Genomic DNA, 14,311 nt, shown 5'->3' with positions numbered 1-14,311 from the left:
ATAGTAGTTTTTAGAGAATTGTTTTGGAAAGATTTTTTATAGAAAATTTCAGATGTTTTTTTAGGAATAAAGAAGTATTTTTGAGAGTAAATATTTTTAGAAATTGAATTATGAAACAAATAGTAGCTAGTTTATTTATTTTAATGACTTTGATAGGTTGTAAAAATGAGGAAAAGAAAAAAGAAAAAGTCGAAAAACAACCAGAAATCGTTGAAGTTGCATCGATAAAAGGACAACAACTAACTGGAGTTACCGTTTCTGATCATCGTATTTTTGTGAATTTTCCGAGATGGCGAAAAAACATCAAATTTTCTGTTGCTGAAATTAAAGGGAAAAACGATTTTGTAGCTTATCCAAATGAAAAATGGAATTCTTGGAAAGAAGGTGAGCAAATTACAGATTCTGTTTTTGTGGCTGTACAATCTGTTGTCGCTTCCAAAAATGAACTTTTTGTTGTGGATACAAGAAATCCAGAATTTAAAGGAGTTCAAGGGAATCCTGTGATTTTTGTTTTTGATTTGAATTCCAATAAATTATTGAGAAAATACGATTTACCAGAAAAAGTTTTTCATAAAAATTCTTATATAAATGATGTTCGTATTGATCCTGAACAAAATCTAGCTTTCTTCACAGATTCTGGAAGTGCAGGTTTGGTGATTTTAGATTTAGGAACTGGAAAAGCGAAAAGAATTTTAGATCAACATAAATCTACAAGTGCAGAAGCTTCTTATCTGACAATTAATAATAAAAAATGGGAAAACACCGTTCATTCGGATGGAATTTCCATTGATTTGAAAAATCAAAAGTTATATTATCATTCATTGACAGATTATAGTTTATATGCTTTATCTATTGATAAAATAATTCATGGAACAGAAAAAGAAATTGAAGATTCTGTTGAATTTGTTGCAAAAACAGCTGCTCCTGATGGAATGATTATTCATAACGGAATTTTATATTTCGGAGATTTAGAAAATCATAAAATCATGCAAATGAATCTGAATGATAAAAATGTTTCTGTTTTGGTGGAAGGAGATAAAATCAAATGGGCAGATACGTTTAGTGTGGAAGGAAATGAATTGTATTTTACAAATTCAAGAATTCATGAATCTGGAGGAGATATTTCCAATTTGGTGTATACTGTAAATAAAGTGAAAATATGAAAATGAATATAAACCTTAAAACCATGAATATTTTTCATGGTTTTATATTTTTTTTAGTTATCGGAATTCATTTTTGTCATTCGCAGGAAAATAAAACAATCAATGCATTGAGTAAAAATTATGACTGGAATGCTAGATTTGAATATAGCGAAACAGATGTTTTATCTTTTGTTTATCAATGGTTTTCTGGATTTGATCATCAAAAAGAAACTGGTTTTTTCTTGAAATTTTTAGACGATTATGTCCAGATGAATTATCCAGATTTTGAAATTAAATCAAAAAAAGATTTTATTAAATGGTATGAAGGTGTGGAATCAACTATTTTTTGGAATCGACATTATTTGAAAAATATTAAAGTAAAACAAAACGAAGATAAAACTTGGAATATCACATATGATGTGAATTGGAAAGCTAAGGATTATTCAGGAAAAAAATATGATCTATTGATTTTTCAAAAATTAAAAATTGTTCGATATGGAGATATTTTCAAAATTCTTCAATTGGATGCAGAAGTAAAGAAATAAATGACAAAAATTAAAAGATTCAAAGAAATAAACGATTTATTTGAAGCAACTGGGTTTCAAAAAAGAACAAATATTCCAGAGTTTTTTATTTTAAAATTTGAAAAAATCCCTTCTGATACAGCTTTCAAAATGCTTCCTTATCAAAAGGATTTTTATCAAGTTTCTCTTATTTTAAATACAAATCAAGAAACAGAAATAGAGATTGATTCCGAAAAAAATAATCAATTGAAAAATTCGCTTTTTTTCCTATCTCCTGATCATATTTATTCTTGGAAAAGAAGTGAAAATACTACTGGTTTTATTCTTTATTTCAAATTGGATTTTCTGAATTTTTATCAAGGAGACTTTAAAAAAGACTTTTCATTTTTTGATGTTGCTGACAAAAATTCTTTTCAATTAACATCAGTATCAAAAGAAAGTTTGAAAGCTGATTTCGAAAAGTTGTATAAAGAATATTATGTCGAAAATTTATATCGCTATGAAATACTTCAATCTAATTTACTGTCATTTTTATTCAAAATTAAAGGTCTGAATGAACTAACCATAAAAGAGAAACAAACTTCTACTCTTAAAGAAGAATTGGTTTTTAAATTCGAAAATTTATTGAATAATTATTATTTAAAAAATAAACAGACCATTTCTTATGCAGAAAAATTGAATGTTTCTCCCAGTTATTTAAATCAAGTTTTAAAAGAATCTAAAGGAAAAACAGCTAAAGAATTGATCAATGAAAAAATAATTCATGAAGCAAAAAAAGAATTAAAATATTCTACATTTTCTATTTCTGAAATAGCTTATAATTTAGGTTTTGAGGAGCCAACACATTTTACAAGATTTTTTAAAAAGCTAGTAAATATGACGCCAAAAGAATACAAAAAGCTTTACTAATTTTTGGTCATTCTTCCCTCATTATTGGTTATTTTTTGGTCAGAAACGAGCCTAACTTTGTATTAGAAATTTTAAATAAAATCAAAATGGAAAATATCATCGTATTAGGAGCAAACGGAAATGTTGGAAAAACTGTTATAGAAAAACTTCAAGATAAAAATGTGAAAATTTTTGCAGGTGTTCGAAATGAAAGTTATTTCGAATCTATTGAAAAACTTAGTGCTAAACCATTAAAAGTTGATTTTACAAATCAACAAGAATTGGATGAAGCTTTAAAAGATAAAGATCGTGTTTTTTTAGTAACGCCTTTAATGCAAAATCCTGAATTTATCACACAATTAGTGATAAATGCTGCAAAGAAAAATAATGTAAAACATATTGTTCGAAGTACTGCTTTAGGAGCTGATTCTAATGGACAAATTGAAATGGCTCGTTGGGCTGGAAAAAGTGAAGATTTGTTGAGAGAGTCAGGAATCAATTACACTTTTGTTCGTCCTAATAATTTCCTTCAAAATTTCATCAATTTTCATAGTCAGACAATTAAAGAGCATAACGGATTTTATCTGCCAAATGGAAATGCAAAATTAGGAATGGTAGATGTAAATGATATTGCAGAAGTTGCTGCAATTGCTTTAACTTCTGATCAATATTTTAATCAAGTGTTTAATTTAAGCGGATTGGCTTTAACAAATGAAGAATATGCTGAAATTTTGAGTGAAATTGTTGGAAGAAAGATTACTTACATTGATATTCCAGAAGAAAAAGCTAAAGAAAGTATGCTTGGAAACGGTATGCCAGAATGGTTAGTAAATGCAATAATGGAATTGAATTACATCATGAAACAAGGTTGGACAGCTGAATATTCTGAAGATTTCAAAAACTTGACTGGAAAAGAATATATTTCTGCAAGGTCATTTTTTGAAAATAACAAACAATATTTTATCTAATAATATTTTGTTCCTTATTTTATGATGCAACTTGTGTAATATTTGATATCATTACACAAGTTGTTTATTTTTATAATGTTAAATTTTAAATCAATGATAAAACAAATTTCTAGTTTTCAAGAACTTTATGAGTTTGTGAATTTTGATCGAAAACCAATCTCTGAGAATTTTGATATTTTTTCTCATCAAGAAACCTATCCATCTACTTCTGAAATGGTTTTTCCACATCGAAGAGATTTTTATTCGATTATTTTTTTAGAAAATCAGCAAGAAGGAAAAATGCAATTGAATACAAAGAAATTTGAACAACAGAAAAATATATTGTTTTTTCAATCTCCAGAGCATATTTTTAGTTTTGTTCGAGGAAAAACTATGAAAGGATTTTTGATATTTATTAAACCAGATTTTTTATTACCAATTGTAGAAAAAATAGAAAATAAGTATTCATTTTTTGATATTTTAAATCAAAATGTTTTTCATTTAAATGATAAAGAAAAAAAGGAATTTTTAAAGTTTTTTTCAATGATTTTAGAAGAAAAAAACAATCTAGAAGTTGTAAAATATTTGGTTTTAGCATTCTTAGAAAAGACGAAAAAAATACAAGAAAATTCACTTCAAATTAATGATAATGAAAATTCAGGACAAAAGTTAATTTCCAATTTCAAAAATTTGGTAAATAACTATTTTATAGAAAAGAAACATGTTGATTTTTATGCTGAAAAATTAAATCTTACTCCAAATTATTTAAATCATCAAATTAAAATTCTTACAGGAAAAACAATTAAAGAACACTTGACTAATCGTTTACTTTTAGAAGCGAAAAATCTTCTTAAATATTCAACTATTGATATTGCAGAAATTGCTTATTTGTTGAATTTCTCAGATCCTTCTTATTTTGGGAAATATTTCAAAAAACAAACAAATTTCACTCCAAAACAATTCAGAGAAAATCGTTGATTTTTACCAGAATCAGATAGATAATTCCTATTCAACCACTCCTTTATAGCTTAATTTTACAAATTCAAATCAATAAATTAAGTGTTGATTTTCAATATTTTAATTATTAAATTTATTAAAGTAATTAGCAAAAAATGAAAGCGATTCAAATAGAAAAAAATGGAGGTATAGAAGTTTTGGAATATAAAGATGTAGAAACTCCAAAATTGGAAAAAGGACAAGTTTTAGTAAAAATCAAAGCTGCGCCAGTAAATTTTATCGATACCATTTTACGTGAAGGAAACATGCCTCCAGGAATGATGCCTGATTTACCATTTATACCTGGTGTAGAAGGAGCAGGAATTATTGAAGATGCAAATGATACCAAACTAAAAAAAGGAGATAAAGTTGCTTTTCTAGGTGTAATTGGTTCTTCAGTTTATGCAGAATTTGCTGTAGTTGATGCAGATAAATTAGTTGTTTTAGATCCTAATGCAGATTTATTAAAAGCTGCTGTTTTACCTGTAAATTATTTTACGGCATATCATATGTTGAAAAATGTTGCGCAAGTGAAAGAAGGAAAAACAGCAATGATTTATGCTGCTTCTGGAGGAGTTGGAACTGCATTAATACAAATTGCAAAAATCTTTAAACTTAGAATTGTTGCTTTGGAAAGACGAGCAGAAAAAGTGGAAAACGCTTTAAAACTTGGAGCTGATTTAGCATTCAATACTTCTGAAGAAAATTGGAAGAAAAAATTAATTGCAGAAATTGGCAAAAACAACATTGATTATGTATTTAATCCTGTTGTAGGGAATTCTGTGAAAAATGATTTAGAATTATTAGCACCACTTGGTCATATTGTGATTTTTGGATTTTTAGCAGGTTTAGGTGATTTTAACTTAATGGAAGAAAGTGTAAAATATTTCGGAAAAGCTCCAACGATTTCTTTTTCTGAATTATATGCAACTTTTAATAATAATTATCCATTAGTAGATGAAGGATTAAAGAAATTATTCCAATGGTTAGATGAAGGGAAAATAAATCCGATTTATGAAACGATGCCTTTAGAAGATGTTCAAAAAGCACATGAAAAATTAGAAAAAGGATTAGTTAAAGGAAAATTATTACTGACAACCTCAACAAATTAATCATTAAAAACAAGTAATATGTATGTAAGAAGAAAATATAGTTTTTGGATGACTCTAATTTGGTCAAAATGGCCATTTATTATTGGAGCATTATACGGTTTTATAATTTATTTTACTTCACATTATTTCAATATTGATTTCAGTTTACCTTGGGGACCAATTGCAATTATTGGAATTGCAGTTGCTTTTTATTTAGGGTTTAAAAATAATAGTTCTTATGACAGAACTTGGGAAGCTCGTAAAATCTGGGGAAGTATTGTGAATAATAGTAGAACTTTTGGTGCTTTTGCAATTTCTTATGTGCAAGGAAAAAATCAGGATGAAATCCGAAAAGAACTTATTTACAGACATATTGCTTGGATGACTGCTTTAAGACATCAATTAAGATTAAGTAAACAATGGGAACATACAGAAAATCGCTTGAATTTCTTGTATGTTCCTACTGTTTGTGAGGATTATAATAATAAATTAAATAAAGAGCTTTCTTGTTATATTTCTCAAAAAGAAATTTTGGAATTGGAAGGAAAATCTAACAAAGCAACTCAGATTTTAAAAAATCAATCCATAAGGCTTCAAGAACTTAGAGATCAAGATTATTTTGAAGATTTTAGACATATGGAGCTTTCAAAATTGATTGGTAATTTATATACAGATCAAGGAAAATCTGAAAGAATCAAAAATTTTCCTTTTCCACGTCAATATGCTTCTGTTGCTATTTGGATGACCTATGTTTTTTGTGCTTTTATTCCTTTTGGATTGATTGATGCGATTGAAGATAAACAAAACTGGATTATTTATTTATGTCCTTTCCTTTCTGGTTTAATCACATGGATTTTTTTCTTGATGGAGAAAATTGGTGATTATTCTGAAAATCCTTTTGAAGGGACTTATAATGATGTTCCAATAACTTCTATTTCAAAATCTATTGAGACAGATTTGAAAGAAATGATTAATGATCCTGATATTCCTGAACCATATTTAGAAAATAATGGATTTTTGATGTGAAATTTGTAGAAATTATTCCTTCGAATACAATTCCACAATTTCTTTAACGGCATTATTTTTCAAACTTTCTTTTGCATAAGAAAGTCCAATCTCACGATAATATTTTGGACCAACATAATCTTTTATCTGAAAACCACTCCAGTTTTTAGCAAAATAATCTGGAAGAAAAGAAATTCCCAATCCAGCCATTAATAAACTTAAAACTTCTGTTTTTGTACTACAATTAGCAACTGTATTCCATTTTTCTCCAGAACTATTCAAGATAGATAAACTTTGCTGATGCGCTTCACAAGGAGGACAATGAATGAAAGGTTCTCCACTTAAATCACTAAGATGAATTTCTTCTTTTTCAACCAAAGGATGATTATTTGGAATACATAAAACATAATTTTCTTTCCAAATCGGAAGAAAAAGATGCGCTTCAAATTTCCATTCTCGAACTAATAAATTCAGTTCACAATCACGATGCATTTCACGAACATCCCATTCGATATTTTCAACGTTTTTGGAAACATTTAGAAAAAACTCACTTTTAAACTGTTGTGACAAACTATCTGCAATTCCTATTACTACTTTTTGATGAAATTTCTCTTCTTTAAAAATAGTTGGAATTGATTGTAGTTCTCCAAGAATTCGTTTTGCAATCGGATATAAATAATGTGCACTTTCTTTTAAAACTACACCTCTCTTATGTCTTGTAAATAATTCTTTTCCTATAATTTCTTCTAACTGTTTGATTCCGTTAGAAATATTCGGTTGCGAAACAAAACACTTTTCTGCAGCTCTTGACAAGTTCTTTTCTTCATATACTGCAACAAAAAATCTTAACAAACGTTCATCCATAATTTTAACTTATAATAGATATACAAAAATAGTATTTTGAGCTAAAAATATTGTAACTTAATTTTGTTTTCAAATTAATTAAGACTGATTTTCAGTTATTTAAAATAAATAAAAAATAGTATCATGGAAACTAATAACAAAGGATTAATCGTAATTACAGGAGCAAGTTCAGGAATTGGAGCAGCAACAGCAAGATTGTTTTCTTCAAAAGGACATCCAGTTTTATTATTAGGAAGAAGAATTGAAAAATTAGAAGAGTTGAATTTACCAAATTCAATGTGTCGTAAAGTAGATGTTACAGATTATAATGCTTTTCAAAATGCTGTGGCAGAAGCAGAAGATACTTTTGGTCCAGTAGAAGCTTTGATTAACAATGCAGGTTTAATGTTACTTGGAGATATTGCAGTTCAAAATCCAGAAGAATGGAAGAAAATGTTTGATGTAAATATCATTGGAATGTTGAACGGAATGCAGATTGTTTTATCAAAAATGAAAGAAAGAAAAACAGGAACTATTTTTAATGTAAGTTCTATTGCAGGAATTAAAACATTCCCGAATCATACTGCTTATACAGGAACAAAATTTGCTGTTCATGGGTTGACAGAAAATGCTCGTGAAGAAGCTGCAAAAGATAATGTAAGAATTATCATTATTGCTCCAGGAGCTGTAGAAACAGAATTACTATCTCATACAACTTCAGATGACATTATTAATGGATATGAAGCTTGGAAAAAAGAAATGGGTGGTGTTTTAAAACCAGAGACAATTGCAAATTCAATTTGGTTTGCTTTTAGCCAACCACAAAATGTAAATATTAGAGAAATTGTACTTGCAGCAACAAGACAAGAAGCATAAAAGAATGAAGCGAATTCTAAATTTAGAATTCGCTTCAATTTAAGAGTAAATAAAATTACTTTATCGATTTATACAGATTTAATTTACGAATAATAAAAATCTTTCACAAAAATTAATTTTATTTTAAAAAAAAATCAGAATTTAAAATCCTCTATTTGTTTTATGATTTATATTTTTCTATTTTGCATTTGTCTGAAAACAGAATAGATCATGAATGAAATAACTAGGATTTTTGATTTCCCATATCACCAACTTAAAAAGCACAACCTTTCTAAGTCCCTGGTAATGAAAAGAAATCATGTATGGAGTGCTACTTCTACGGAAGAATATATATATCAAGCGAATGCTATTAGTAGAGCTTTAATTAAATTAGGAGTACAACCAAATGATAAAATTGCTGTAATATCTTCGACAAATAGAACAGAATGGAATATTGTCGATATTGGAATTTTACAAACTGGAGCACAAAATGTCCCAATCTATCCTACCATTTCTCACCACGATTTTGAATACATTTTCAATCATGCAGAAGTAAAATATTGTTTTTTATCGGACAATGATTTATTAGAAAAAGTAAATGAAATTAAGGATAATGTACCAACATTAGAAGGTATTTATTCTTTTGAAGAGATTGAAGATTGTAAAAACTGGACAGAACTTATTGAATTAGGAATTCAAAACGAAGATCTACAACCAGATGTTGAAAAAAGAAAAGATAATGTAAATGCAGATGATTTGGCAACAATCATCTATACTTCAGGAACTACTGGAACTCCAAAAGGAGTAATGCTTTCTCATAAAAATATTGTTAGCAACGTTTTAGATAGCCATCCAAGACTTCCTTTTGTGGAAGGAGAAACTCGTGTTCTTAGTTTCTTACCCGTTTGTCATATTTTTGAAAGAATGCTGCATTATCTATATCAATACGAAGGAGCAACTATTTATTTTGCAGAAGCTATTGATAAAATAGCAGATAATGCTAAAGAAATAAAACCTCACTTTATGAGTGTTGTTCCGAGATTATTAGAAAAAATCTTCGATGCAATTACAGCAAAAGGAGCAGAATTACCATTTCCTAAAAGACAAATTTTCTTTTGGGCTGTTTCTGTAGCAGAAAAATGGGTACCATATCAAGAAAACGGTGCTTTATATGAATACAAATTAAAAATAGCGAATAAGCTTATTTTCTCAAAATGGCGAGAAGCTTTAGGAGGTGAAATTAGCGCAATGGTTTCAGGAAGTGCTCCACTTCAACCAAGATTAGCAAGAATTTTTACAGCTGCTGGACTTTCAGTTATGGAAGGTTATGGATTAACAGAAACTTCTCCTGTAATCGCTGTAAACATGATGAAAGATCGAATGTTTAAAATCGGAACTGTAGGAAAACCTATTAGAAATGTTGAAGTAAAAATTGCAGATGATGGTGAGATTTTAGTAAAAGGTCCAAATGTAATGCTTGGATATAATAAAGATCCTAAAAAAACTGCAGAAGTATTAAAAGATGGATATTTCCATACTGGAGATAAAGGAGAAATTGACTCAGAAGGATTCTTGAAAATTACAGGTCGTAAAAAAGAAATCTTTAAAACTTCGGGAGGAAAATATGTATCTCCTGCCCTATTAGAAAATGAAATGAAACAATCTCGTTTTATCGAGCAAATTCTTGTAGTTGGTGAAGGTGAAAAAATGCCAGCAGCTATTGTTCAGCCAAATTTTGAGTTTGTTTTAGAATGGGCTCGTAGACATGACCTTGATGTTGGAAGTTCATTTGAAGAGATGGCTAATAATCCAAAAGTAAAAGAAAGAATTTTCCAAGAAATCGATGAAAGGAATCATCAGTTCGGAAAATGGGAACAAATCAAGAAAATTGAATTGACACCTACAGTTTGGACTATTGATAATGGATTACTTACTCCAACTTTAAAACCAAAACGTAATGTAATTCTTGATCATTTTAAGAATTTATACAATAAATTATACGACAAATAATATCGTAAATTCACGATTTTTTATAGAAAACTCGGTACTTTTAAGTATCGAGTTTTTTTGTTATTTATTACACAAATTTTTCTAATTATTTACCACGAACAATTATCACTAGTTTCCGGTATTTTGACTACAAACTATTATTATAAACATTAAATAAATGCAAAATAACATATATTTGATGTGTCAGAAAAAAATATTTTTCATAACTTTAAGTAAGTAAGCAACTAAAAAAAAGAAAAATTATGAGCAACCAAAGAAACCATGAAACGATTACCGAAAACGAAAAAAGCGAAATCAAAAGAAGTTCTTTAAATTACAAACAATTAGCACAGAAATACAATATTAGTATTGTGTACATCGGAAGAATTGTTAGAAACGAACCAATTACTGGATATTAGAATCTAAGAATCAATCCCTGAAATTTTACCTAAAAATATTTTCCCCCACTTTAGGTAAGATTTATTTTTTTTTGAAGTCCTTACATACTTATTTTTAACTGACGTAACCCCTCTCCTAATGCCATCGCAACAGCATTTGAAATATTAAAACTGCGAACTTTACCAGGAAATGGTATTGTAGTTGTTTGCGATTCAAATCTCTCTAAAATCTCTTTTCCAAGCCCCACAGACTCTTTTCCAAAAATTAACCAGTCTCCAGGTTTAAAATCTATTTCATAATAAGTTTTAGCCCCTTTTGATGAAAAGAAAAACATTCTTTCTCTATTTTCTACTTGATTTAAAAAAGCTTCAAAATTTTCATGGTATTGTAGTTCTAACTCTCCCCAATAATCTAAACCTGCTCTTTTTACTCTTTTGTCTGTAATTTCAAATCCAAGTGGTTTAACCAAATGTAATTTACTTTTACTTCCAACACATAGCCTTCCAATATTTCCAGTATTATTTGGAATTTCTGGTTCAACTAAAACTATATTAAAATTAATTTTATTCTGCTCCATCTTCTTAAGCTTTTTCTATATTCAATAATCCATTTTCATCTAAAGTGACTATTCCGTCAAACTTTTCATCATTTAATACAAAGCCTTTTAAAACTTGAGTTTTTCCTGTTTTTAAAAGTTTTTTAAACTGTGTATCAGAAATCTTTTTTCCAAAAAACACAAAAGGCACACGGAAATCACATCCATTTTTCCATTCACTACAGCCGTAGTTTTCTTTTCCTTTTAATACTTTTCCTTTTTTACATTTCGGACAAATTTCTGGTTTTTCTTCTTTTTTCGGTTTTGGTTTTTGTAAAATTGGCTGCTCTGTGATTCCCTTTGATTTTGATTGTAAAATCCTCACTTCGTCTACCAAATTAGAAACCATTCCTTTCATGTTACGAATAAAAACAGAAGCATTATGATCCCCTTGTTCGATTTCCTTCAATTTTTTCTCCCATTGCCCAGTTAATTCAGCAGATTTCAATAACTGATTTTCAATAGTATCAATCAATTGAACCCCCATTGAAGTAGGAAGAATATTCTTTTTATTTCTAGTAATGTAATTTCTTTTAAAAAGTGTTTCAATGATATTGGCTCTTGTAGAAGGTCTTCCAATTCCATTTGCTTTCATCAACTCTTTCAATTCCTCATCTTCAACCTTTTTTCCAGCTGTTTCCATCGCCCTTAAAAGAGTAGCTTCCGTATAATTTTTTGGAGCTGTTGTTTTCTTTTCTACAAAATCTGGTTTATGTGGTCCTGATTCTCCTTTTTCAAAAGTAGGCATGATTACCTCTTCTGTTTTTTTCTTCGAATCTTTATTTTCTTCTGTTTCTTTTTTAGGTAGAAAAATCACTTCTCTCCAACCTTTTTCTAAAATCTCTTTTCCAGTAGTTTTAAACGAAACTGAAGTTACTTTCCCTAAAACTGTTGTCGTAGAAAAAATACAATCTGGATAAAAAACAGCTATAAATCTTCTTGTTACTATATCATAAACTCTTTGCTCATCCCAACCAAGTTCCATTTCAAAACCTGTAGGAATTATCGCGTGGTGATCTGTAACTTTTTTATCATTAAAAACCTTGGTAGATTTTCGAAGTTTTGTTCCTAAAACTTTTTCAGTAAAATTCGCATATTTAGAAAGTTTACTCAAAATCCCTGAAGATTTTGGATAAATATCATTTGGAAGAAATGTAGTATCAACTCTTGGATAGGTAATCAATTTCTGCTCATAAAGTTTCTGAGCTATTTTCAACGTTTTATCCGCTGAAAAACCAAACTTTGTGTTACAATAAACCTGTAAACCTGTTAAATCAAAAAGTTTTTGTGGATGTTCTTTTCCTTTTTTCTTTGTTACAGAAGTCACTTCAAAAGGAGCATCTTTTACTTTTTCTAAAAACTTCTCTCCTTCTTCTTTCTTTTCAAACTTTCCTTCTTCGCAATTGAAAATTGTATTTCTATAAGTAGTTTGTAATTCCCAATAAGGTTTTGGCACAAAATTTTGAATCTCTTTAAATCGTTCTACCAACATCGCCAAAGTTGGAGTTTGTACACGACCTACTGAAAGCACTTTTTTATCACGCCCATAAATCAATGTATACAAACGTGTTGCATTCATTCCAAGAAGCCAATCTCCAATTGCCCTTGACATTCCTGCATAATACAAATTATCATATTCCTCCGCATCTTTCAAGTTTTGAAAACCTTCTTTAATTGCTTCAGGTGTTAGCGAAGAAATCCAAAGTCTTTGCACTTTCCCATGATAATCCGCATGCTTTATCACCCAACGCTGAATCAATTCTCCTTCTTGCCCAGCATCGCCACAGTTTATAACAACTTCTGCTTTCTGAAATAAACTCTTTACAATTTGAAATTGCTTTTCTACACCAGAATCTTCAATCACTTTAATTTCAAACTTCTCTGGTAACATTGGCAAAGTATTCAAATTCCAAAACTTCCAGTGAGGCTTGTAATTATCTGGCATAAACAAAGTACATAAATGCCCGAACGTCCAAGTTACGCAATATCCGTTTCCTTCAAAATATCCATCTCTTCTAGTATTAGCACCCAAAATGGTTGCTATTTCTTTTGCTACACTTGGTTTCTCGGCAATACATACTTTCATAAATTCCTTTCTTTTTTAGTGAATGCAAAAGTAGGAATTCGCTGTTTTTTATTCAAGAAAACTCTAAAAATATTCTAGTTTGATGCTATTATTTTATTGAATTCGTTTAAACTTTTTTGCCAAAACAAGGAGTTTTATCTGATGTTTATTAATGGTGAAGAGAAAAAATTTCAGCATAGCCTTAGCTATGGTTAAAATTTTTCACAAGCCAGTGATGAACATGCTTGAAACGAATTTTGAGTTAAAAAGTTTAAATGAGTTCATTTTTAAAAATGATTTTAAGCATAACCATTATAAGCCAAATGCAAAGCATAATTATTCACAATTTTCTCGTGTGAATTCATCGTAATCGCTTTCAATTGTTTTTTGTTTTGTTTTTTAAGCTCAGAACGTTCTTTCCAAGTTTTATTTTCAAATGCATAATAGTAGAAATAATTATTATCCAATTGCCTTAACAATAAAGTTTGTTTTTTATCTTGATAATGTCCTTGTTGAATTGCTTTTTCAAGTTGATTTGCTAGATCGATTTTCACTTTAGGTTTTAATAAAACAATGGTTTTTACAGGGAAAACACCAAGAAATTTTCCGTTTTCTATTTTAATGATACTTTGAGCTTCCAATCTTCTTAAGCTTTCATCTATGTATTTATTTTTCTTTAAATAAAAACGCTGCATCCAGTTATTGAAACTTCTTTTTCTTGTAGAAAATTTCACCATTTCATAGAAGACTTTTTTTCTAGCATTATCAGAAGAAAATTTTCCAGCGGATAATTTCTTTCTTTCCATCAAAAGCTCATTGTCTTGAAACATTTCTAAAACATCAAAAAGTAATAAAGATCTTTCTAAAACTTTAAAAGTATTTACATAATTCTTCTTTTGTGTTCGCAATCTCATCAAAAGAAACTTCTCTTTAATTCCTAATTCCATAGTATTTTCAATTTAAATCAAACTT

The 14,311-nt window shown here is 28.8% G+C and carries 14 protein-coding genes; 10 read left to right on the top strand and 4 right to left on the bottom strand.

Translation table 11 applies throughout. The annotated features are described in order from the left end of the window. Window positions 1-110: 110 nt before the first annotated feature. The 7 genes from I0K12_RS10365 to I0K12_RS10335 all read left to right on the top strand — a co-directional run bounded on the left by I0K12_RS10365 (window position 111) and on the right by I0K12_RS10335 (window position 6,614). The gene (locus I0K12_RS10365; protein WP_196887739.1) at window positions 111-1,163 is read left to right on the top strand and encodes an L-dopachrome tautomerase-related protein; all 1,053 of its coding nucleotides are present in this window, start codon (window positions 111-113) and stop codon (window positions 1,161-1,163) included. 2 nt (window positions 1,164-1,165) lie between these two features. Further along, window positions 1,166-1,687 (top strand): hypothetical protein, encoded by a 522-nt coding sequence (locus I0K12_RS10360; protein WP_196887737.1) that lies wholly within the window; start codon window positions 1,166-1,168, stop codon window positions 1,685-1,687. Further along, the gene (locus I0K12_RS10355) at window positions 1,688-2,575 is read left to right on the top strand and encodes a helix-turn-helix domain-containing protein (protein WP_196887735.1); all 888 of its coding nucleotides are present in this window, start codon (window positions 1,688-1,690) and stop codon (window positions 2,573-2,575) included. Window positions 2,576-2,661: 86 nt separating this feature from the next. Continuing rightward, a complete protein-coding gene (locus tag I0K12_RS10350; protein WP_196887733.1) occupies window positions 2,662-3,522 on the top strand; it encodes an SDR family oxidoreductase in 861 nt (286 codons plus the stop codon). 93 nt (window positions 3,523-3,615) lie between these two features. Continuing rightward, window positions 3,616-4,479: a helix-turn-helix domain-containing protein gene (locus I0K12_RS10345; protein WP_196887731.1), complete on the top strand. Its 864-nt coding sequence runs from the start codon at window positions 3,616-3,618 to the stop codon at window positions 4,477-4,479. Between the two features lie 134 nt (window positions 4,480-4,613). Further along, on the top strand, window positions 4,614-5,609 hold the full coding sequence (locus I0K12_RS10340) for a zinc-binding alcohol dehydrogenase family protein (RefSeq protein WP_196887729.1): 996 nt from the start codon (window positions 4,614-4,616) through the stop codon (window positions 5,607-5,609). Window positions 5,610-5,627: 18 nt separating this feature from the next. Further along, window positions 5,628-6,614: a bestrophin family protein gene (locus I0K12_RS10335; RefSeq protein WP_196887727.1), complete on the top strand. Its 987-nt coding sequence runs from the start codon at window positions 5,628-5,630 to the stop codon at window positions 6,612-6,614. A 12-nt stretch (window positions 6,615-6,626) separates the two neighbouring features. On the opposite strand, the gene I0K12_RS10330 is transcribed toward I0K12_RS10335, so the two are convergent. Next, window positions 6,627-7,457 (bottom strand): LysR family transcriptional regulator, encoded by an 831-nt coding sequence (locus tag I0K12_RS10330; protein WP_196887725.1) that lies wholly within the window; start codon window positions 7,455-7,457, stop codon window positions 6,627-6,629. 123 nt (window positions 7,458-7,580) lie between these two features. On the opposite strand from I0K12_RS10330, the gene I0K12_RS10325 reads away from it, so the two are divergent. The 3 genes from I0K12_RS10325 (at window position 7,581) to I0K12_RS10315 (ending at window position 10,699) form a co-directional block, all read left to right on the top strand. After that, complete coding sequence (locus I0K12_RS10325) at window positions 7,581-8,312, top strand: SDR family oxidoreductase (protein ID WP_196887723.1); 732 nt, start codon at window positions 7,581-7,583, stop codon at window positions 8,310-8,312. A 210-nt stretch (window positions 8,313-8,522) separates the two neighbouring features. Beyond that, window positions 8,523-10,301: an AMP-dependent synthetase/ligase gene (locus I0K12_RS10320; protein WP_196887721.1), complete on the top strand. Its 1,779-nt coding sequence runs from the start codon at window positions 8,523-8,525 to the stop codon at window positions 10,299-10,301. 242 nt (window positions 10,302-10,543) lie between these two features. Next, window positions 10,544-10,699 (top strand): hypothetical protein, encoded by a 156-nt coding sequence (locus tag I0K12_RS10315; RefSeq protein WP_196887719.1) that lies wholly within the window; start codon window positions 10,544-10,546, stop codon window positions 10,697-10,699. An 80-nt stretch (window positions 10,700-10,779) separates the two neighbouring features. Here the strand turns inward: I0K12_RS10315 and I0K12_RS10310 are convergent, their stop codons facing one another. The 3 genes from I0K12_RS10310 to I0K12_RS10300 form a co-directional block, all read right to left on the bottom strand. Continuing rightward, window positions 10,780-11,256 (bottom strand): tRNA (cytidine(34)-2'-O)-methyltransferase, encoded by a 477-nt coding sequence (locus I0K12_RS10310; RefSeq protein WP_196887717.1) that lies wholly within the window; start codon window positions 11,254-11,256, stop codon window positions 10,780-10,782. A gap of 4 nt (window positions 11,257-11,260) precedes the next feature. Continuing rightward, entirely contained in the window at window positions 11,261-13,360 is a 2,100-nt protein-coding gene (locus tag I0K12_RS10305) for a type IA DNA topoisomerase (RefSeq protein WP_196887715.1), read from the bottom strand. A 278-nt stretch (window positions 13,361-13,638) separates the two neighbouring features. Continuing rightward, a complete protein-coding gene (locus I0K12_RS10300) occupies window positions 13,639-14,286 on the bottom strand; it encodes a GPP34 family phosphoprotein (RefSeq protein ID WP_196887714.1) in 648 nt (215 codons plus the stop codon). Window positions 14,287-14,311: the final 25 nt, after the last annotated feature.

The organism is Aureivirga sp. CE67 (assembly GCF_015767245.1).
Taxonomy (GTDB): domain Bacteria; phylum Bacteroidota; class Bacteroidia; order Flavobacteriales; family Flavobacteriaceae; genus Aureivirga.
This window is presented reverse-complemented; position numbering and strand designations above follow the sequence as displayed.